The following is a 19,101-nucleotide window of genomic DNA, read 5'->3' as shown; positions in this document are numbered from 1 at the left end:
CACGTGTGCAGCGTTTGTGTCATGTCACCGGTGACATGAATTTTCACGAAACACGTGACAACGCGGGTTGCGTGGGTCACACTCGTTTACACAACGAGCCCCGCAGGGAGCTCGACCTGCCTCGCAGATCACGTTCACCGACCGTGCTGCACGGCGTCGGTGAGGGTGTCCATCCCCCACCTGAAGGCTTTCGATCCGACCTAGGAGTATCCATGGCCAGCGTTGCACCTGTTGCGACACCGATCCTCGAAGCGAGGGGACTGTCGAGGAGCTTCGGGAACGTTCGTGCCCTCGACGACGCAGATTTCGACATCTACCCCGGTGAAGTCGTCGCCCTCATCGGCGACAACGGTGCCGGCAAGTCGACGTTGGTCAAGGCGCTCTCGGGAAGCCTCGCCGTCGACACCGGAGAGATCCTGTTCGACGGCACCGCCGTCGATCTCGACAGCCCCACGGTGGCAGCAGAACTCGGCATCGAGACGGTGTTTCAGGATCTCGCGCTCGCCCCGCACCTCAATGCTCAGCAGAACATGTTCCTCGGCCGGGAGTTGCCTGCCAAAGGCCCGCTCGGCCGACTCGGTTTCCTCGACGTGTCCACGATGCGCAAGCAATCACAGGCCGCTCTCGACGAACTGGGAGCCACCGTTCGCAGCCTGACCGTTCCGGTCGGCTCGATGTCCGGTGGACAGCAGCAGGCCATCGCCATCGCACGTGCCGTCGCCTGGGCCAAGGGCGTGGTGTTCCTCGACGAACCGACCGCTGCGCTCGGCGTGGTGCAGACCCGCAACGTGCTCGACACCATTCGCCGGGTGGCAGACCGGGGAGTGGCAGTGGTCTTCATCAGTCACTCGATGCCACACGTCATCGAGGTCGCGGACCGCGTGCAAGTGCTGCGGATGGGTAGACGCGTCGCCACTCTCGACGCCAAGAACACGACCATGGAAGAACTCGTCGGTGCGATGACCGGCGCAACCACCGGAGCCACACGATGAGCAATCAGATCATCACCCCATCCATCGAACCGTTGCCGCCGAGCGAGAAGCCGTCGAAGCACACGTTCGACCTCGTCGAATCGGTCCGTAACCTCGCTCGCGTCCAGGTCTTCCAGATCGTCCTGGTGTTGGCGGCCATTTGCATCGTCTTCTCGATCATGGCCCCCGGGAGTTTTCCGGAGTGGGGCAACATTCGGCAGATCATCCAGAACGTCTCCATCTTGGCCGTCCTCGGAATCGGTATGACGTTCGTGATCGTCACCAGCGGCATCGATCTGTCTGTCGGATCGGTTCTCGTCTTCTCCGGTGTGGTCTCGGCCAAGACCATGGCGGCCGTCGGTGGCGACGGATGGGGAGTCGCTGCGATCGGAATCGTGGTAGCCCTGGGATGCGGCCTGTGCTGGGGATTGCTCAACGGATTCCTGATCGGCAAGGCCAATGTGCCCCCACTGATCGTCACGCTCGGTACTCTGGGCGGCGCTCTCGGGCTCTCGCAGGTCATCACCGGCGGCGTCGACATCCGAGACGTGCCACCGGTACTGGTCGACACGATCGGTTACGGAAATCTACCGTCCACCACCATTCCCCTGATTTCGAGCATCGCACTGGTGCTCGTGGTGATCTTCGGAATCGTGCTGCATCGCACCAAGTTCGGTCTCTACACGTTCGCCGTCGGCTCGAAGGAACAGTCCGCTCGTCGAGTCGGCATCAAGGTGGACATGCACCTGGTCAAGATCTACGCACTCTCGGGCACCCTCGCCGGACTCGCAGGCATTCTGTCGCTCTCGCAGTACGGAACCACCGCCATCGCGGGTCAGTCGCAGACCAACCTCAATGTCATTGCGGCCGTTGTCATCGGCGGAACGAGCCTCTTCGGCGGCATCGGCACGATGTTCGGCACCGTCGTCGGACTCTTCATTCCCGCCGTGCTGCAGAACGGATTCGTCATCGTCGGCGTTCAGCCGTTCTGGCAGCAGGTAGCCGTCGGTGCTGTCCTGATCGCCGCCGTGTACTTCGATCAGCGTCGTCGCGACGCGGCGAGCCGAGGTCAATCGCCCAGCTCGCTCAAGAAACTCTGGTCCCGAAGCCCCTAGTACTTCTCCACCCGATCTTTCTGTCCTTCAACCCCATACAAGAAAGTCGACCATGATCACATCACGCACCGCCGTCGTTGCACTGAGTGTCGCTTCGGTCTCCGCCATGTTCCTGGCGGGTTGCTCGTCCGACTCCGGAAGCGGTGACGGCAGCGGCAAGATCGCCTTCATCCAAGGCGTCAGCGGCGACGAGTTCTACATCAGCATGCAGTGTGGAATCGAAGCTGCGGCCGAAGCTGCCGGCGTCACCGTCGACACCCAGGGCCCGGTCAAGTTCGATCCCACGCTGCAGAAGCCGATCGTCGATTCCGTCGTCGCATCGCGACCGTCGGCCATCCTGATCGCACCCACCGACGTCGCGGCGATGCAGGCACCGTTGGCTGCTGCAGCGAACGCAGGCATCAAGGTCGTCCTCGTCGACACCACCCTGGAAGATCCGTCCATCGCGGTGTCCTCGATTTCCTCGGACAACAAGGGCGGCGGAGCGGAAGCATTCAACGCCATCGAAGAGCTCAACCCCTCCGGCGGCAAGGTTCTGGTCATCTCCACCGACCCCGGTATCTCCACCGCCGATGCGCGTGTCGAAGGCTTCGAAGAGGCCGTCGGAGCCAACTCGGCATTCGACTACCTCGGAGTGCAGTACAGCCACAACGACCCGGCCGAAGCTGCCCGTCTGGTCTCGGCCGCCCTGGCCAAGGACCCCGATATCGTCGGCATCTTCGCGGCCAACACGTTCGCAGCCGAGGGCACCGCGACGGGCGTCCGGCAGGCAGGTAAGCAGAACCAGGTCAAGATCGTCGGATTCGATGCCGGTCCCGCACAGGTCAAGCAGCTGCGTGAAGGAACCGTGCAGGCACTGATCGCCCAGCAGCCCGACACGATCGGCACCGACGGCGTCGAGCAGGCCATGGCCGCGATCGACAACAAGCCGGTCACCTCCGAAATCTCCACCGGCTTCCACGTCATCACCGCCGACAACATCGACGGCGACGGTGCGCAGTACGTCTACAAGTCGTCCTGCTGACCTGTAGCACCTCGAACTGCGGTGGTGCTCCTGGTGGCAGCACATGCCCGGGAGCGCCACCGCTCACCAATCCCGTCCGAATCGTCCGACCCGAGGAACCTGTCATGACCGAGCTTCGCCGCGCGACGTTGGAAAACCTACCCGCGACCGTCGCGAAGCCGGACTACGACTTGGACGAACTGCACTGCGGTGTGGTGCATTTCGGTGTCGGCGCATTTCATCGCGCTCACCAGGCGGTCTACTTCGATCGTCTTCTCGCGGCCGGCCACCTCGACTGGGCGTTGTGCGGCGTCGGAGTCAAGCCGGGAGACAAGAAGATCGGCGACGTCCTCGACTCGCAGGACCACCTCTACACCCTCGTCACGGTGGATCCCGACGGTCGGCGCGACGCCCGGGTGATCGGTTCCGTGGCGGATTTCGTCTTTGCGCCCGACGACCCGCAGGGCGTACTCGATGTTCTCAGCTCACCGTCCACGATGATCGTGTCCTTGACGATCACCGAGTCCGGATACGGCGTCGACGACGTCACGGGCGAATTCGAGCCCACCGATCCCGCAGTGCTGCAGGATCTTCGGGATATCACGGTACCGTCGAGTGTCTTCGGCTTCCTGACCGCCGCCCTCGCCACCCGCAGACGCCACGGGATCCCGCCCTTCACTGTGATGTCGTGCGACAACATCGTCCACAACGGAACGGTCACCCGAACGGCATTGACCTCGTTCGCTCGCCATCACGACGCCGATCTCGCCGACTGGATCGATACCACGGTCGCGTTTCCCAACTCGATGGTCGACCGCATCACCCCCGCTACGACGACCGCCGTCATCGACGACGTGCGCAGGGACTTCGGAATCGACGATGGCTGGCCGGTGCGGTCGGAATCGTTCTCGCAGTGGGTGGTCGAAGACACCTTCTCGTTCGGGCGACCGCCCTTCGGGGAGGTCGGAGTGCAACTCGTCGCCGACGTCGCGCCGTACGAACACATGAAGCTGCGGCTGCTCAACGGGTCCCATCAGGCTATGAGCTACCTCGGCATACTCGCCGAGTACACCCACGTGCACGAGGTGATGGCCAGCCCCGACCTGTACGAATTCGTTGCGTCGTACATGCGGAACGAGGCGGCACCGACGCTCGCCCCGGTTCCGGGAATCGACGTCGAGGCCTACATCGACCAACTGCTGCAACGCTTTTCCAGCCTTGCCGTCCGTGACACGCTCGAACGGCAGATCGTCGACGCGTCCGCCCGCATTCCGAAGTTCGTACTGCCGGTGATCCGCGACCTGCTGGCCCAGGATCTATGCGTCGACCACTGTGCGTTGATACTCGCCGCGTGGTGCGGTGTCTACGAGCGCGGAGACGTGCCGATGCTCGACGCGGATGCCGAACATCTGCAGCGGTTGTCCTGGGAAGACCACGACAACCCCGGTGCCTTCCTCGCGAATCCTGCTGTGTTCGGTGACCTCTCGACCAGTCCTCGGCTGCGCGGCGCGTATCAGAGGGCAAAGCGCTCGCTTCAGGACAGCGGAGCTCGCGGAGCCGTACGGCGCGTTCTGGAACAGACGGTCGGTCAGGCCTTGTAATAGACCACCTGGTGACTCGTCGCCAGCAATGTTCCGCCCTCGGTCCACAGTTCGGCCGTCTGGTCGAAGTAGCCCCGGTGGAAGCGGCGCGCTCGCGCAGTGCCGAGGATGTACCCGTCGGAGTGACTGACGAGATCCTCGGGCGTCGCGAAGAAGTGGGTCGTCAGCGAAATGGTGCCCGCCGGAACGTAGCGACCGAGACGCTGAAAGATCCTGGGATAGAACACATCGCTGAGTGACGTCAGCGCCGGAAAGTCCAACGGACGCAGTGGCGTGTCTCGAATCCACAGGGTTTCGGTCGAGTCCGCGGATTCCTCGTCGCTCAGAGCGCCTGCCACGAAACGCATCTCGTAGTTCTGTGCCCAGGCGATCGCGTCGGGAAAGTCGCCTCTAGGAGTGTCGGCGGGGGAGGGAACGGTCGGTGCCGTCGCCTCGATTGTGTCCCACGTCTCGCGTCTCGTGCCGAACACTGCTGTTGCGGTGGTGGCGACTTCGCCACCCTGAGTCAGTTCGAGATACCAGTGTTGATTGCTTCGGTTGGTGCGTGTGGCACGCGCCGAGATATCGAACTCACCCTCGGCGACGGGGCCGGCGAAGTTCACCGTCAGTGAGACCGGTGAACCCAGGCATTCCGGATGCAGCTCGATGGCACGGACGAATGTTGCGGCGGTGAGGCCGCCGAACGGGCCGACCATGTTGTTGTAGGGTGCCGACGTCCTACCGCGGTACGTGCCGTCGGCGACGGTCTCGAGTGCCACTGCTGTGTCGAACGGATGCATTGTTCTCCCATAGGTCTCGATCGGCGCTGGTGCCGATTCAAACTATCCGGCTCACCGGCACGGCACGCAGGGTGGCTCCTCACGGAATGATTCGCCGGCTGCGCAGCTCGGCGAAGATCCCGGCGAACATGGCCTCGGTGTCGACGAAGCGGTGAAATCCCATGCGACGGGCCTTGGAACCGTCGGCGATGACGTCGTAATCCCAGGAGAACACGAAATCGCCGAATGCCCAGGACGACACGGCGGAGTACGGAATCGTCTGCAGCTCGTGCTCGGCGACGATGGAATCCCACAACATCTCCTTGTCTGCCATGACCTCGGCCAACGACATCGGTAGCGGAGTTGCGGTGTCGAGGTCGAACAGGCCCGCAATGCGCGGCCACATCTCGCTCCAGCGAAACAGGTCGCCGTTGGTGATGTTGAACGCCTGATTGGCGCAGGTCGGCGTGGTGGCCGCCCATACTGTCGCCTCGGCGAGCAACGACGCATCCGTCATCTCGAGCAGCGCGCCGAAGGCACCGGGCTTGCCCGGAAACCGCATGGGGACGCCCAGTTTCGCGCACATCGTGGCGTACACAGCGATGACGGTGGCCAGGTTCATCGGATTCCCCAGCGCGACACCGCACACCACCGACGGCCGGATGGCCGACCAGGTCCACCGCTTGCCGACCTGCCGCGCCTCGAGAAACTGTTGCTGATCGACGTTGAACTCGGGCGGCATGTGGGGCGGATCGGATTCTCGCGCCGGGGTTTTGAAGGGCCCCAGGTGTGCGCCGTACACCTTGTATCCCTGCATCAGACTCACGTGTTCGAGGTCCGGTGAACTGCCCTCGATGGCCGTGACCACGTTGACGAGCATTGCGAGATTGGGGGCGACGAGTTCGGCCCAGCTCGGTCTCTCCTGGTAGGCGGCGTAGAAGATGTGTGTGACGTCGGTCAGCTCCGCCAGTCGGCGGTGAGTCTCGTCTGCGTCGAGCAGGTCCACCGCGATGTGCCGGACCCGTCCGTCGTCGGTACCGCCGCGGCGTGAGAGCCCGATGATGTCCCAGTCACCTGTTCGCTGCAGGTGATCGACCAAGTTGCCGCCGATCACTCCGTTGGCTCCCACTACTACTGCTACGCGTGACATGACCTACCCCTATCTGGATATCGCGATATTGCGATGTGATCAGTAGACCATATATCGGGATATTGCGATATCGGAGTATGCTTCGAGGGTGGCTGACGAACTGGACCCCGCAGAGCTCGCAGCGGTGTTCGGTGCACTGAGCAATCCCGCGCGACTGGCGATCATGCGGTGGCTCAAGGATCCCGGCGATTTTCCGCCCCAGCTCGAGCCCGCCGAGGACGTGGGGGTGTGCCTCAAGCACATTCAATCGCGGGCGGGCGTCTCCCAGTCCACCGCCTCGCAGTACATGGCCGTGCTGCAGCGCGCACAGCTGGTGACGAGCACCAAGATCGGCCCCTGGGTGCACTACAAACGCAACGACGAATTCCTCGAACGACTGGCCGAGACGATCAAGTCGGATTTGTGACGTTGTCGATCGCCTGATCGATCGAACTGCTGTCCCGGTGCACAGCTCGCGCCCGGTCCCGCAGTGTGCGCCGGTCGGTCGCACGTGCGATGGCGCTCAGGTCGATGCGTTGCAACAGCTTCTTGGTCACCGGTCGTTTGCTGTCCCAGAATGCCAGTGCAGCAATGAGAACCGTGGCCTCCTGGCCGGTCAGCAGCGCATGGGCGACGGCGCATGACGCTGGGTCCTCGAACGGTAGGAGGTAGGTGGCGTCGTCGAACACCGCAGGTCTTCCGTCGTAGGGGCCGACCATCCTGAACTGCGGGACCTTGTGGAATCCGGAGATCGCGATCTTGTACGGAGCGAACGTGTACGGCCCGACCCCGAAGATGCAGAACCGGGCGCGACTTCGGTAGATCGACGACTTCCGGCCGTCGAGAGCTGCTGCGTTGTCGGTCAGGTACTTCCACAGCTTCGGCGCGCTGCCGGCTAACTGCGCGGTGTCGTCACCGGTGTGCGATTGCGGCACGATCATCCACCGCGACACCTCGCTGAGTTTGTCGCGATAGACGTCGGTGCATTTGAAGAGTGGGAACAGGAAGTCGCTCTCGACGTCCACTGGTACGCCGAGTTTGGTTCGCGGGCCGTCGTTCTCGGCCAGTTCCATGACGGCAGACGCGTCGTGCTTGATGCCCTGACGCCACATCAGTGGACTGATGCCATCGAACTGCTTGCTTCGTTCGTATGCGTCGACATCTGCGACGAGTTGTCCGTCGACCACTCCGATCCTGCTGCTGGGGTGCAGTGCGTCGATGCTCGAATACATCTGCGCGGTGTGGTCGGTTGCACCGGTTCCGAGCTCGACCACGAACCAGCAGGCATCGACTCCGGCGTCGAACCACTTCTTGGCGTCGATGGGTCGCAGACTCGAACCGGTGATCGGAAGGCCGTGCCGAGCGCAGTGCAACAGAACGTTTCGGGCCACCTGGGTCTTGCAGATCATCGCAACGGTGACCGGGTGATCTGCGAACTCGGCGAGCAACTTGATCCAAATGAACTCCGCAACATCGAAATTGGAGCTTCCGGTGATCGCATCGATTCCACGCGCGTGCTCGGTGTTCGCACGAGCCGGTCTGTTGCTGGACCCCAGAACCGACAGCTGTGAATTGGTCACCCACGGTGGGTTGCCGACGACGAGGGTCGGGCCCGGCCCCGACGTCCATGCGATGTCGCGAGCCAGGTCGAAATCGAAAATCGACGCGGTGATCACCCTACCGAATGTCGATGCGGCCGCGGCGTACTCGGGCTGCACTTCGATTCCGACGCGTTCTGCATCGGGGTGGCTCTCGCCGATGACCGACAGGAAGTTCCCGACACCGCACGTGGGTTCGAGGACGCGAGTCCACTGCCGTCGAGGCAGGGTGTTCACCAACGCGCGTGCCAACTCGATCGGGGTCTGGAAGTCCCCGAACTCGTTGTTGGGCATCGATGCCTCCGGCGCTAATGTGGACGTCGATGAAGCTTTCGCGTGCGGCCCTACTGCTGTCAACTCTGGCGTTCATCGGCGCCCTGATCTGGGTCGCCGTCACTGCGGGGGATCAAGTGCCCGCGCACTTCGACGGGTCCGGTCAGGTCGATCGCACGGAGTCGAAGCTGTCCTTCCTGCTCACGATGGGCGGCATCGGATTCGCGATGATCGGGTTGTTCGCGAGCATCGGGTGGTGGTTCCCCAAGGTTCCGGCATCCATGGTGAATCTGCCGAGCCGGACGATGCACGAGTACTGGACTGCCGCCGAGAATCGACCTGAGCTGAACCGGAAGATGGCCGAGGACCTCGAGTGGATCGGCGCGGCAACGGCTTTGCTCTTCGCCTGGATCACCGGCGTTGCGGGTGCAACGACAGGCGACTCGGTCAGCGTCTGGGTTCTCGCGGTGCCGACGGCGCTCTACCTGCTGGCTATCCTGGGATACGTGGTGTTCGTCGTCAAAGGTGGCCGGTACCGCGTGCCGGAAGACTGACTCAGGGGAGTGGTTGCAGCTTCGCCAGTTTCGGGTTCGATGACACACGGCCGGTCGATGCTCAGTGCGTACTGAGTCCGTCGAGGAGAAGTTCACCGACGAACGTCGCGTTGTCCTGTGGGCTGTTCTGTCGACGGGTGAAACAGCGCATCAGCAGAGTGTTGGTGATGCCTGCAGCGAGATCGACTGGGCTCGAGATCTTTCGGAAGATGCCGGTGTCCTGCCCCTGTGCGATGACCGGTGCGATGATCGCCGGGAGGTTGAGCTTCTCCTTGATCGAGATCAGTCCCTCCGGCTCGCCGTAGGTGTCGTGTGCCACGGCGACGAGGAGCGCGTCCATGAATTCGAGTTCGTCGGCGGCGAGTTGCGCGCACCGCAGCATGTGATTCTGCAGGATCGTCAGCTCGTCGAGGCCCAGCAGCTGGTCGTCGGCCACCGACTCGCGAAGGCGATCGACCCGGCTCTGCAGTGCTGCAACGATGACGGACGGCTTGGTTGGAAACAGTGTCTTGCAAGCCGCCCTCGGCACTCCTGCGATATCGGCGACATCGTCCATCCGCGTCATGAAATAGCCACGCTTTCCGAACTCGTCGCGTGCAGCGGTGACGATCGCAGCACGCGGATCGCGGGGCAGCGGCCGTTCCTCGACCGGCACACCGACTTCCCCCACGACGTCGTCGAGGTGCTGATGACGTCCCGACGTGTCGACGACGGCCCCGAGGAAGGCAAGCAGCGCATCGGACAACACATCGGCCGATACGGAAGCGGCGTCGACCTGACTGCGGATGCGAAAGCCGTCCACGACGGCATTGACCGTTACGGCGAACGATCGGGCCGTGAAGGGACGGCGAAAGGCTCCACCGTCGGGAGCGAACAGAACCTCGAATGCGTCGAGCACGGCGTCGTCTCGCAGGCGGTACTCAGCGGCGAGTGCCGCGGAAGCGGGTCCGCGGAAAACATGGTCGAGAAGAGACGCGGTGGTGCTCTTCCGGTCGACGATTGCCGGGAAGTGGTCCGCGACGAGCGCCGACACCGATGCGCGAATCGACGCGCCGCTGTTCGTCATCTGCGCGCGAACGATGTCGTGGATGTCGACCGGTGGAGGAGTACGGGACAAATGTTCGACGACGGTGGTGAGGAAGTCGGATTTAGTGTTGAACTTGCGGAAGAACGTCGCCGTCGACGAGTCGGCCTCGTGGACGACGTCCTCGATACGCAATCCGCGTTCGAGAATCTTCTGCGGATGCGCGATCAACAATGTGACACCCGCCTCGATGAAATGGGCGGCGGTCGCGTCGAGCTCGGTCATAGAGGCGGACTTTACCGAGGTGGGGTCGAGTGCGTCGGCGCAGGTGACAGTGTTCACTCTCAGATGAGAGCGACCTGGGTCATTCCTCGGAGTGACCCAGAGGGGCGGTTGCGGTGTCATTGGCCGTGTCAGCGCCACCGGGACAGCGGTGGTGCCAGAAAATCGAGGATCTCCATGACTGTGCTCGACATTCGCGTCGGCGACGCACCCGACCCCCGGCTCAGCGCTCGTGAAATCGAAGTACTCACGGCCTGGCTCATCTCGGATTCCAAAGCGGAGGCGTCGCGCTCGCTCTATCTGTCGATGGGAACCGTCAATACACATCTGACTCGTATCAGAGCGAAATACACGGCGGTGGGGCGAACTGCACCGACCAAGGCGACGTTGCTGGTGCGTGCGCTGCAGGACGGGTTCATCGACATCGACGATCTGTGAGCGGCTATTGCACCTCGACGCGTCGGGACTTCATCTTCTTCAGCACGAACCAGACGATCAACGCCACAACGACGCCGATGACGACGTACTGGAACACCGAGGCGTAGTTCTCCACGTAATGCCAGTTCTCGCCGAGGAAGTAGCCGGCGAGTACGAAGATCGAGTTCCAGATCAGGCTGCCGAGAGTGGTGTAGAGGATGAATTGCAGAATCGGCATCCGGGACACGCCGGCCGGGATGGATATGCCCGAACGGACGACCGGGATCATGCGGCCGAAGAACACTGCCGATCGGCCGTGGCGAGTGAACCAGTCCTCGGCCTTGGTCAGGTCCTCCGTCCCGACGAACGGCATTCGGTCGACGATGGCATACATCCGATCGCGGCCGAGTTTGACGCCGAGCCAGTACAGGACGAGTGCGCCGATCACCGAGCCTGCCGTCGTCCAGAACAACGCACTCAGCAGCGTCATGCCGCCCTGCGACGCGGTGAACCCGGCGAGAGGAAGGATGATCTCGCTGGGAAGGGGTGGGAAGAAGTTCTCCGCGGCGACGGCGATTCCTGCACCTGGGCCGCCGATGGCTTCCATCAGACTCACTGCCCAGCCGGCAATCCCTCCGAGGTCGCTGTCGGCTGCGGCAAGGGAGGAAAGGGCACTCATGGCAACGACTGTACGAAACCGACGCCAGGAAAATCTGCTCACCAGGAGAAATGCCCGAAAATTGAGACATATGGAACACTCGATGGTGTGAACCGAGTCTCCCGAATAGTCCCCGCTGTTGCCGTTGCCACACTCCTGCTGAGTGCCTGCGGGTCCTCGGATTCGGCCGAGCCGGCACCGAGCACCCCCAGCAATTCCTCGTCGGCGTCGGCGTCGGTGTCATCGAGCTCGAACCCGAGCTCTGCGACCGTCTACGACCTGCCGGGTAGCGGCGTGTTCCCCGAGGGCATCACTGCCGCCGACGACACGTTCTACGTGACGTCTACCTCCGACGGAGCGGTGTTCCGCGGGACCGTCGGCTCCCCGGATGTCTCGGTGTTTCTGCCCGGTGGCGCGGACGGACGCACCGGTGCTGCGGGCATCGATGTGACCGATGACGACGATCGCGCCGACTACCTGGTGATCGCCGGTGGGGCCACCGGAAAGGTGTGGGTGTACGACGCCGACTCCGGCGACTTGGTTGCCACGTTCACCAACGGCCTCGGCACCGACGCGACATTCCTCAACGACGTCGCCATTGCCGACAACGGCGATGCCTATGTGACGGACTCGCGCAGCCCGGCGTTGTATCGCATTCCCGCCGAGCAGATGACCGCTGGAACGCAGGACGGCCCGTTGGAAACGTTCGTGAGCTTCGACGGCACTCCGTTCGCGTACGGGGAGGGGTTCAACGCCAACGGCATCGTCGAGAACGACGACGAGTCTGCGTTGATCGTCGTGCAATCGAGCACCGGCAACCTGTACCGCATCGACAAGACGAGCAAAGAGGTCACGCAGGTGGACCTCGGCGGTGCGACGCTGATGAACGGCGACGGGCTCGAGATGGATGACGACACCCTGTACGTCGTTCGCAACAGAGACGGTCTCATCGCAAAGGTCGACCTCGACGACGACGGCAGAACTGGCGCGGTCACCGGTGAGATCACCGACCCGTCGTTCGCCTACCCGACAACCGTTGCAGCCATGGACGATCGGCTGTACGTGGTGAACAGTCAGTTCGACAAGCGCGGGGGAGAGCCCGTCGAGCCGTTCACCGTCAGCTCGGTTCCGGAGTAGAGCGGCTTCGCCGCACGTGCACGAAAGTTCGTAGTGGAGACCGAATTTCCGCTCACAACGATCAGTCGGTGAGGATTGCGTCGATCTGACCGATTGCCGACGCCATGCCCTCGTCCATACCCATTTCGACGAGTTCCTCGAGTTGCTGCAGGGAGTCGAATCGCGACCGGATGGTCATACGCGTTCTGCCGTCGACGTTTTCGAGGGTCGCCGTGGCGTGGGTGACGGGCATCGTCGACGACGGATTGCCGGTGTCGTCGGCGAAACCGTCGTCGAAGGACAGAGTGGTCGGCGCGGAGATCTCGGTGAAAAGCCACCAGCCGGCGGCCTTTTCGCCCTCGGGTCCGGTCATGTAGTACGACGCTTTTCCGCCCGGCACGAAGTCGTGGCTCTCGAAGGTCGCGGGCCACGTCGGTGGTCCCCACCAACGCTCGAGTTGGCGCGGGTCCTCCCAGATCTGCCAGACGCGTTCGACTTTCGCGTCGAACTCGGCGACTATCGTCATGGTCAACGTCTCTGCATCCTTGTGTGAGCTGATGAACGGCACGGATTCAGCCTTTCTCGTCGTGGGAAAGTAGTTCGTCGATCCGGGCGACGCGTTGTCGCCAGATCTCCTCGTAGGTGTCGAGCAATGCGCGAGCGTGTGCGATGGTCTCCAGTCGAACTCGCACGATCTGCTCCCTGCCACGCTTGTGTTTGGTGATCAGTGCGGCGCGTTCGAGCACCGCTACGTGCTTCTGTACAGCGGCAAAACTCATGGCGTAGTGAGCCGCCAACTCCGATACCGACTGTTCGCCGACAGTGACCTTCGCGACGATGTCGCGCCGCGTCTTGTCGGCGAAGGCCTGGAACAGGCGATCGACCTCGGCGTCATTCATCTCATCTACAACCATTTGGTTGTAGGTTATTCCTGGGTTCGGGTCTCGTCAAGAGTGTTCGGCGTCGGTCGTCGGCGTACGCCGTAGTGAACCGATCGCAGCCGAGACCACGGTGTCGATGAATTCCGCGTCACACGGAAGGCGGGTGAGGAGATGGCGAAAGTGGATAGGAGCGATGAGTAGCTCTATCGCGGTGCGGGCATGTGCGTCGGCACCGGCGGGGATCTCACCACGTGCGATTGCCTGCCTGACCATTCCTTGGTTTGCCTCGAAACGCTTCTGCCAGAATGTATTCCGTGCTTGTTCGATCTCGGGGGAGTCGGTGACGAAGGCGAGCGCTCGAACCAGGCCGTGGCCCAGGGGTGAGTCCAGATACGCGCTCAGAGTGGTGGCAAGTGCCGTCAGATCCCCGCGCAGCGAACCGGTATCGGGCCGCGGGAGGGTGTGCTCGCTGGCGGCGAGCATCGCGTCCACTACAAGATTTTCTCGAGTAGTCCACCGTCGGTAGACAGTGCTGTCGCGTACGCCAGCGCGGCGAGCGATGTCCGGTATTCCGACCTTGTCGACGCCGCCCTCGATCACGGCGTCCAGTACGGCCTGGTGTACCGCGGCTCTGACGAGAGCCGTCCTCCCCCCGGGCCGTCGGCGTGGTGCAACGTGCGCGGTGTCGTCATCCATTCATGAATGCTATTGCAGTATTCCTTGCGTTAGGTGTTCGAGCCGCCTACCGTGCCTTAAAGCAGAACTTTCTGCGTTGGAGGGCGGGGGAGTAGCCGGTGACATCGTTGACGGATTGGGGACGGCGTATAGCGGTCAGCGTGAGAGCGCTGACCCACAGCACCGAAAGTGCCGCGCACAGGCGAGGTGTCGCGCCGTTTCTGCCGCGGCTGTTCGTCGACCGTTTCACGCATCTCGGCGGAATCCCAGATGCGGTATTCCGGAGTCAGTTGTCGGAATGCCGTTCGTTCGACGATGACCGGTGGGCTCCCTACTGGTCGACATTCGCCGACCGACACCTCGCGCGCGCAGACGAGGCCTTGTTCCGATTGGGCGCCCCCGAGAGTTCCCGGCTGCTCGACGCCCCCGACCCCTCGGTGCTGACGGCTCTGGGCGAGGCATTGGCACCAGCGGCGACGATTCTTGCCGATCGTGGCACTGTGGCAGATCCGGAGGAACCGGCACGGTTCGTCGCAGCGCATCCCGAAGCAACCGACGCGGTTGTGGCGATGGACGGTTTGATCAAAGCAGTGGTGTACGACTTCGTTGCCGCGTGGCCCGGTGGTAGCCCACAACGCCAGCGTGCTTATCGTCGCTCGACGCGCTTGTCGGAAACGTTGTTGCTAGCCATGGCACCGACGATGGGGTACGAGGTCGAAGTGCTCGACATCGACCTGCCCGGCACCTCCGATCGGGTGCACGGCGTTCTCGCGTTGCCGACTGGTGCGACGAACATGCCGACGGTTCTGGTCACGAACGGCTTGGAAGGCACCATTGCCGAGACTCTCTTTCCTCTCCTGGCTCGGCGCGAGGCCGGTCTCGCCACCTTCGTCATGGAGATGCCCGGTACATATTCGTACAGCGACCCCCTGACAGCGGCGGCCGAGAACGTGTACCGCTCGGTGATCGATTTTCTCGCTGCCGATGAGCGCATCGACGCCGAGCGGCTCGGCATCATGGGTTTCAGTTTCGGCGGCTACTGGGCTGCGCGCATGGCCGCTGTGGACCCTCGTCTGAGAGCGGCGGTGTCCAATGGGCCGCTCACGCACCGCAGTTTCGGCGTGGTCAATTCGATCGGCATGCCGGAGGTGATGCTGTCGACTCTGAGCCGGACACTTGGTGCCACCAGTACTGCCGGCCTGCTACGCAAGGTGTCGAAACTCTCTCTGCGGCAACTCTATCGAGACATCGGCATCCCACTGTTGGTGATCAACGGGGCCCAGGACACGCTCGCCAGTACCCGCGACTCGATCGACCTGGCAGTCGCTGCACCGAACGCGCAGCTGGTGCTCTATGCCGACGACGACCATTGTGCGATGGGTAACGCCGAGCATTGGTCGTTGCTGTCGACTCGCTTCCTCTGCGAGCATCTGCTGGACCCGTCGAGAGAATAGGTTTTGCAGACCTCTGACTGCCGGTGTCCTGGGGACGTCACCGAGCAAGGACGATCGTTCAGGCACCATGGAGCGTGGGCAGCCGACCGTGCCGCCCCGGAGGAGAGCGACGTGGAGATTCGACCGGCCATGATCGGCGCACTGACGATCGTGTTGGGCGCACTCGTGGTGCTGGTTCTCGATATCCACACTGCATGGCAGACGCCCTCCCATCTGCGCCGGACGATCAGCGAATACGGCCTCGGCGCGCAGCAGTGGGTGTTCTCGATCGGCGTCGTACTGCTCGCTCTCGGTTCGGCGCTCACCCTCGTGTCCGCGATTCGGCATCGCCTCACTCGGCCTGGTGCAACAGCCTCGATCTTCCTCACACTGTGGACGTTGGGACTTGTTGCCGTCGTCGCTGTGCCGAAACAGGATTGGTCGAACGACGCCTCGCTGAGCCTCGGCGGGACGATCCATCGGTTGGGGGCCGCCGTGGCGTTCGTCAGCATCCCGGTCGCAGTCTTTGCGTTCTCGCGGCCCTGGCTTCGTGACACCGTGTGGGCAGTGCGCGCCCGCGTGACCATGGGACTCAGTGCCTTGTCCGTCGTTACGTTGATGCCCATTGTCTACGCATTGGTTGTGGGAGCAACCGGCTCGCGGCCTTGGTATCGCGTTGTCACACTCGGCTACGTGGAGCGGGTGCTCGTCGTCGCCGAGGTGATCGCGCTCATCTCGCTGGCCCTGTGGGTGTGGGCGGCAGAACGTAGGAGCCTCACCTCGAAGGCGACTCGGGAAATGCGAGCCTCGCAGCCTGCCTGAGGGAACCGATCGCGCCCGCGTCGCGTCCAACCGTTCAGTGACGTCTGTGTCGAGAGGTTGAACGAATGCGGGTAGTGGGTGGGCGTCGGTTCGCGGCGGTCTGTGCTTCGGCGCTGGTGCTGACGGGTTGTGGGGGCTCGACGCAGGGAAGCCCGGTTGCGAGAGGGGACGCCTCGACGGAATCGACGACAGTAGCGGCCGGTCCGGAGCCATTCGATCCCTGCACCATTCCCAAGTCTGCAGTGACTGCCAGTGGGTTGGACGTCAGCACCGAGCGACCGGACTTCGCGGGAATCACGACGTACCCCGGATGGAAGAACTGCACCTGGGACGCCTCCGGGACCAAGCCCTGGTACTACCTGTCCGTCATGTCGTCCATCAACTCGATCGACGAATACTTGCGGAGCCCGCAGAATCAACGACAGTTACCGGTGCAGGTCGGCTCGCGCGACGCGGTGAGGTACAACGCTGACTACCAAGGAAATCCGCCGACGGGATGCGACATCGTGGTCGACGTGGGGGGAAATGTGATCATTTTCGTGGTCGACACCATTGGCTCGGAAGACACCTTGGGTGACCCGTGTGCAGAGGTCGCCAAACACGCCGGTGACCTAGAGAAATACCTACCGATGTGAAGGACTGCGCGAAATGAGTGTCGAATCGGCCAGGCTCGCCAACAACTTGATCCATTGGCAAACGCTGCGAGATCAAGCCGCAGAAGGAGAGTTGCACGTAGAGCCGGAGATTGCTCAACAGTGTGATAGCGCATGCGAAAGCTACCTGCGCGACTTGTCGAGGATGCTCGAAATGACCACAAACTTGTCGAGGCCCGAAGCATTCGGCGACTTGCCGTCAGCACAGATGCTGGGGGCGAAGTTTCATCGTCTTGCTGTCGGCGAGGAAGGCTCCGCGCGTTTCGCGATCAAGCAGCAGATCGAGATCATCAAGACGATGCGGGAATTCTTTCAACACTATTTCGCGAGTGTCGAGGCGGCGGACGCAGACACTGCGGCCACCGTCGAAGCGTTGTCACCACCGCGATAGACGACGAATCCCGACGACCCAGGTGCTCGGTCGTCGGGAATCGCAGGTTCAATTGCTCTGTCAGCGAGCGAGTTCCACTTCGGCTTCCTCGTCGACGAAGGGGTCACCGTTTCGCGGAGCGTTGTAGCGCTCGAGGTCGAGGATTCCTTCGCGCTTGGCGACGATGGTCGGCACCAATGCCTGACCGGTCACGTTGACCGCGGTGCGGCCCATGTCGACGATCGGCTCCACCGCGAGCAGCAGGCCGACACCGGCGAGCGGCAATCCGAGTGTCGACAGTGTGAGTGTGAGCATCACCGTTGCACCCGTGGTTCCTGCCGTTGCCGCGGAACCGATCACGGACACCACGATGATCAGAAGGTAATCGGTGATGGTGAGATCGATGCCGTAGAACTGAGCGACGAAGAGTGCCGCAATCGCGGGATAGATTGCCGCGCAACCGTCCATCTTGGTCGTCGCCCCGAGCGGTACTGCGAACGATGCGTACTCGCGCGGAACTCCGAGGTTGCGTTCGGTGACGCGCTCGGTGAGCGGCAAGGTCCCGATCGATGATCGCGAGACGAAGCCCAGCTGGGTGGCAGGCCACACTCCCGAGTAGAAGTTGCGCACCGAAAGTCCGTGCGCGCGAACGATCACCGGATACACCACGAAGAACACCACGGCCAGACCGACGTAGATCGATACGGTGAACACGCCGAGCGAACCGATCGCGTCCCAGCCGTAGGTCGCAACCGCGTTGCCGATGAGTGCGGCGGTACCGATCGGTGCCAGCCGAATGATCCACCACAGCACCTTCTGCACGATGGCCAACAACGACGCGTTGAACGCGAGGAACGGCTCGGCCTTCTTACCCACCTTGAGTGCAGCGATACCGATGGCAGCGGCGATGACCAGCAACTGCAAGATGTTGAAACTCAGCGATGTGGTTGCGGTGCCGCTCTCGGCGACAGTGGTTTTCGCGCCGAGTGCGAGGAAGTTGTTCGGTACAAGTCCGGTGAGGAACGACCACCAGGACCCGACACTCGACGGATCGCCCGCCGAATCCGCTCCCGCGCTGGTACGCGAGCCGGGCTGCGCGACCAACCCGATCACGATGCCGATGATGACGGCGATGAATGCCGTGATGGCGAACCACCACAGCGTTTGAATGGCCAGGCGGGCAGCATTGGTGACTTCGCGCAGGTTGGCGATGGAACTGACGATCGCCGTGAACACCAACGGAATGACCGCCACGGTGAGGAGCTTGACGTAGCTCGAACCGATGGTCGACAGGGTGCCGACCAACCAGTTCGGGTCGCCGCCTGCGGCGTCGGGCATCGATCGAGCGATGAGTCCGAGGACGACTCCGAGGACGAGGCCGGCGACGATCTGTGGACCGAATGCGGTTGCCCAGGTAGGGACACGGCGCGTTCGGGTAGCGCTGGGCGCAGACATGGATATGCCTTTCGAAAAGGAGAGGTGTCGCCAGGGATGGGCGACAGAAGTGCTCGTCGGCCGATGGGCCGATCGGAGGGGATGCGGTCTAGAGGACCGTCAACAGGTAGCGCTGGCTTGCAGACGCAGGTCGACATACCGTCGAGAGGTCAGCAGCGGATTCACTGATCGAACGGTACTCCGCCTGCGAACTGCGCGATCGAGCAGGGGCGGGCTCTGAGGGTTCACTGTGGAAATCGGTATGGGTGCGCCTCGGCGATGCTCGGACGCCGTATTCGTGAGTTAGCTTGAGGTTTCTTCCCGCCGACGAAAC

The 19,101-nt window shown here is 62.8% G+C and carries 21 protein-coding genes; 12 read left to right on the top strand and 9 right to left on the bottom strand.

Features of this window, described 5'->3' with window-relative positions; translation table 11 throughout:
• Positions 1-212 precede the first annotated feature (212 nt).
• From CH251_RS11710 to CH251_RS11695, 4 genes are all read left to right on the top strand, one after another.
• Positions 213-992: an ATP-binding cassette domain-containing protein gene (locus CH251_RS11710; protein ID WP_094613407.1), complete on the top strand. Its 780-nt coding sequence runs from the start codon at positions 213-215 to the stop codon at positions 990-992.
• A complete protein-coding gene (locus CH251_RS11705) occupies positions 989-2,086 on the top strand; it encodes an ABC transporter permease (protein WP_094613406.1) in 1,098 nt (365 codons plus the stop codon). Before CH251_RS11710 ends, CH251_RS11705 begins: the two co-directional genes overlap by 4 nt.
• Before the next feature lie 52 nt (positions 2,087-2,138).
• Entirely contained in the window at positions 2,139-3,110 is a 972-nt protein-coding gene (locus CH251_RS11700) for an ABC transporter substrate-binding protein (protein ID WP_094613405.1), read from the top strand.
• Between the two features lie 104 nt (positions 3,111-3,214).
• Positions 3,215-4,690, top strand: coding sequence for a mannitol dehydrogenase family protein (locus tag CH251_RS11695; RefSeq protein WP_094613404.1), 1,476 nt, complete (start codon positions 3,215-3,217; stop codon positions 4,688-4,690).
• Here CH251_RS11695 and CH251_RS11690 read toward each other — a convergent pair.
• Both CH251_RS11690 and CH251_RS11685 read right to left on the bottom strand, forming a co-directional pair.
• Positions 4,678-5,469: an acyl-CoA thioesterase II gene (locus tag CH251_RS11690; RefSeq protein WP_094613403.1), complete on the bottom strand. Its 792-nt coding sequence runs from the start codon at positions 5,467-5,469 to the stop codon at positions 4,678-4,680. The two genes, CH251_RS11695 and CH251_RS11690, sit on opposite strands and share 13 nt — an antisense overlap.
• Positions 5,470-5,548: 79 nt before the next feature.
• A complete protein-coding gene (locus CH251_RS11685; RefSeq protein WP_094613402.1) occupies positions 5,549-6,598 on the bottom strand; it encodes an SDR family oxidoreductase in 1,050 nt (349 codons plus the stop codon).
• Between the two features lie 88 nt (positions 6,599-6,686).
• Here CH251_RS11685 and CH251_RS11680 point away from each other — a divergent pair, with 88 nt between their 5' ends.
• On the top strand, positions 6,687-7,004 hold the full coding sequence (locus CH251_RS11680) for a helix-turn-helix transcriptional regulator (protein ID WP_094613401.1): 318 nt from the start codon (positions 6,687-6,689) through the stop codon (positions 7,002-7,004).
• Here CH251_RS11680 and CH251_RS11675 read toward each other — a convergent pair.
• Positions 6,988-8,469: an SAM-dependent methyltransferase gene (locus tag CH251_RS11675; protein WP_094613400.1), complete on the bottom strand. Its 1,482-nt coding sequence runs from the start codon at positions 8,467-8,469 to the stop codon at positions 6,988-6,990. The genes CH251_RS11680 and CH251_RS11675 overlap by 17 nt on opposite strands.
• A gap of 29 nt (positions 8,470-8,498) precedes the next feature.
• On the opposite strand from CH251_RS11675, the gene CH251_RS11670 reads away from it, so the two are divergent.
• Entirely contained in the window at positions 8,499-9,002 is a 504-nt protein-coding gene (locus CH251_RS11670) for a DUF1648 domain-containing protein (RefSeq protein ID WP_256978998.1), read from the top strand.
• 61 nt (positions 9,003-9,063) lie between these two features.
• Here the strand turns inward: CH251_RS11670 and CH251_RS11665 are convergent, their stop codons facing one another.
• Positions 9,064-10,368: a TetR family transcriptional regulator C-terminal domain-containing protein gene (locus CH251_RS11665; RefSeq protein WP_256978996.1), complete on the bottom strand. Its 1,305-nt coding sequence runs from the start codon at positions 10,366-10,368 to the stop codon at positions 9,064-9,066.
• 117 nt (positions 10,369-10,485) lie between these two features.
• Between CH251_RS11665 and CH251_RS11660 the strand changes: the two genes are divergently transcribed.
• Positions 10,486-10,746: a LuxR C-terminal-related transcriptional regulator gene (locus CH251_RS11660; protein WP_032395056.1), complete on the top strand. Its 261-nt coding sequence runs from the start codon at positions 10,486-10,488 to the stop codon at positions 10,744-10,746.
• Between the two features lie 4 nt (positions 10,747-10,750).
• Here the strand turns inward: CH251_RS11660 and CH251_RS11655 are convergent, their stop codons facing one another.
• Positions 10,751-11,404 (bottom strand): DedA family protein, encoded by a 654-nt coding sequence (locus tag CH251_RS11655; protein ID WP_094613397.1) that lies wholly within the window; start codon positions 11,402-11,404, stop codon positions 10,751-10,753.
• Positions 11,405-11,491: 87 nt separating this feature from the next.
• Here CH251_RS11655 and CH251_RS11650 point away from each other — a divergent pair, with 87 nt between their 5' ends.
• Positions 11,492-12,520 carry an SMP-30/gluconolactonase/LRE family protein gene (locus CH251_RS11650; protein ID WP_094613396.1) on the top strand — a complete coding sequence of 343 codons (1,029 nt, stop codon included), beginning with the start codon at positions 11,492-11,494 and terminating at the stop codon, positions 12,518-12,520.
• A 61-nt stretch (positions 12,521-12,581) separates the two neighbouring features.
• Here the strand turns inward: CH251_RS11650 and CH251_RS11645 are convergent, their stop codons facing one another.
• The 3 genes from CH251_RS11645 to CH251_RS11635 are packed head-to-tail and all read right to left on the bottom strand — an operon-like array spanning position 12,582 to position 14,076.
• Entirely contained in the window at positions 12,582-13,067 is a 486-nt protein-coding gene (locus tag CH251_RS11645) for an SRPBCC domain-containing protein (protein WP_094613395.1), read from the bottom strand.
• Positions 13,068-13,071: 4 nt separating this feature from the next.
• Complete coding sequence (locus CH251_RS11640; protein WP_094613394.1) at positions 13,072-13,413, bottom strand: metalloregulator ArsR/SmtB family transcription factor; 342 nt, start codon at positions 13,411-13,413, stop codon at positions 13,072-13,074.
• 33 nt (positions 13,414-13,446) lie between these two features.
• Complete coding sequence (locus tag CH251_RS11635; RefSeq protein WP_094613393.1) at positions 13,447-14,076, bottom strand: TetR/AcrR family transcriptional regulator; 630 nt, start codon at positions 14,074-14,076, stop codon at positions 13,447-13,449.
• Between the two features lie 98 nt (positions 14,077-14,174).
• Between CH251_RS11635 and CH251_RS11630 the strand changes: the two genes are divergently transcribed.
• From CH251_RS11630 to CH251_RS11615, 4 genes are all read left to right on the top strand, one after another.
• Entirely contained in the window at positions 14,175-15,509 is a 1,335-nt protein-coding gene (locus CH251_RS11630) for a S9 family peptidase (RefSeq protein ID WP_256978990.1), read from the top strand.
• A 111-nt stretch (positions 15,510-15,620) separates the two neighbouring features.
• Positions 15,621-16,310, top strand: coding sequence for a DUF998 domain-containing protein (locus CH251_RS11625; protein WP_256978986.1), 690 nt, complete (start codon positions 15,621-15,623; stop codon positions 16,308-16,310).
• Positions 16,311-16,375: 65 nt separating this feature from the next.
• Complete coding sequence (locus tag CH251_RS11620; protein WP_094613392.1) at positions 16,376-16,945, top strand: DUF3558 domain-containing protein; 570 nt, start codon at positions 16,376-16,378, stop codon at positions 16,943-16,945.
• 13 nt (positions 16,946-16,958) lie between these two features.
• Complete coding sequence (locus tag CH251_RS11615) at positions 16,959-17,354, top strand: hypothetical protein (protein ID WP_094613391.1); 396 nt, start codon at positions 16,959-16,961, stop codon at positions 17,352-17,354.
• A gap of 60 nt (positions 17,355-17,414) precedes the next feature.
• On the opposite strand, the gene CH251_RS11610 is transcribed toward CH251_RS11615, so the two are convergent.
• Positions 17,415-18,788 (bottom strand): dicarboxylate/amino acid:cation symporter, encoded by a 1,374-nt coding sequence (locus CH251_RS11610; RefSeq protein ID WP_094613390.1) that lies wholly within the window; start codon positions 18,786-18,788, stop codon positions 17,415-17,417.
• Positions 18,789-19,101 lie beyond the last annotated feature (313 nt).

Origin of the sequence: Rhodococcus sp. 06-462-5 (genome assembly GCF_002258315.1) — a bacterium.
Taxonomy (GTDB): domain Bacteria; phylum Actinomycetota; class Actinomycetes; order Mycobacteriales; family Mycobacteriaceae; genus Rhodococcoides.
This window is presented reverse-complemented; position numbering and strand designations above follow the sequence as displayed.

Excerpts from the sequence above, each read along its gene's own strand:
- CH251_RS11710 (WP_094613407.1), top strand. The coding sequence starts at position 213 with ATGGCCAGCGTTGCACCTGTTGCGACACCGATCCTCGAAGCGAGGGGA.
- CH251_RS11705 (WP_094613406.1), top strand. The coding sequence starts at position 989 with ATGAGCAATCAGATCATCACCCCATCCATCGAACCGTTGCCGCCGAGC.
- CH251_RS11700 (WP_094613405.1), top strand. The coding sequence starts at position 2,139 with ATGATCACATCACGCACCGCCGTCGTTGCACTGAGTGTCGCTTCGGTC.
- CH251_RS11695 (WP_094613404.1), top strand. The coding sequence starts at position 3,215 with ATGACCGAGCTTCGCCGCGCGACGTTGGAAAACCTACCCGCGACCGTC.
- CH251_RS11690 (WP_094613403.1), bottom strand. The coding sequence starts at position 5,469 with ATGCATCCGTTCGACACAGCAGTGGCACTCGAGACCGTCGCCGACGGC.
- CH251_RS11685 (WP_094613402.1), bottom strand. The coding sequence starts at position 6,598 with ATGTCACGCGTAGCAGTAGTAGTGGGAGCCAACGGAGTGATCGGCGGC.
- CH251_RS11675 (WP_094613400.1), bottom strand. The coding sequence starts at position 8,469 with ATGCCCAACAACGAGTTCGGGGACTTCCAGACCCCGATCGAGTTGGCA.
- CH251_RS11670 (WP_256978998.1), top strand. The coding sequence starts at position 8,499 with ATGAAGCTTTCGCGTGCGGCCCTACTGCTGTCAACTCTGGCGTTCATC.
- CH251_RS11660 (WP_032395056.1), top strand. The coding sequence starts at position 10,486 with ATGACTGTGCTCGACATTCGCGTCGGCGACGCACCCGACCCCCGGCTC.
- CH251_RS11655 (WP_094613397.1), bottom strand. The coding sequence starts at position 11,404 with ATGAGTGCCCTTTCCTCCCTTGCCGCAGCCGACAGCGACCTCGGAGGG.
- CH251_RS11640 (WP_094613394.1), bottom strand. The coding sequence starts at position 13,413 with ATGGTTGTAGATGAGATGAATGACGCCGAGGTCGATCGCCTGTTCCAG.
- CH251_RS11635 (WP_094613393.1), bottom strand. The coding sequence starts at position 14,076 with ATGGATGACGACACCGCGCACGTTGCACCACGCCGACGGCCCGGGGGG.
- CH251_RS11620 (WP_094613392.1), top strand. The coding sequence starts at position 16,376 with ATGCGGGTAGTGGGTGGGCGTCGGTTCGCGGCGGTCTGTGCTTCGGCG.
- CH251_RS11615 (WP_094613391.1), top strand. The coding sequence starts at position 16,959 with ATGAGTGTCGAATCGGCCAGGCTCGCCAACAACTTGATCCATTGGCAA.
- CH251_RS11610 (WP_094613390.1), bottom strand. The coding sequence starts at position 18,788 with ATGTCTGCGCCCAGCGCTACCCGAACGCGCCGTGTCCCTACCTGGGCA.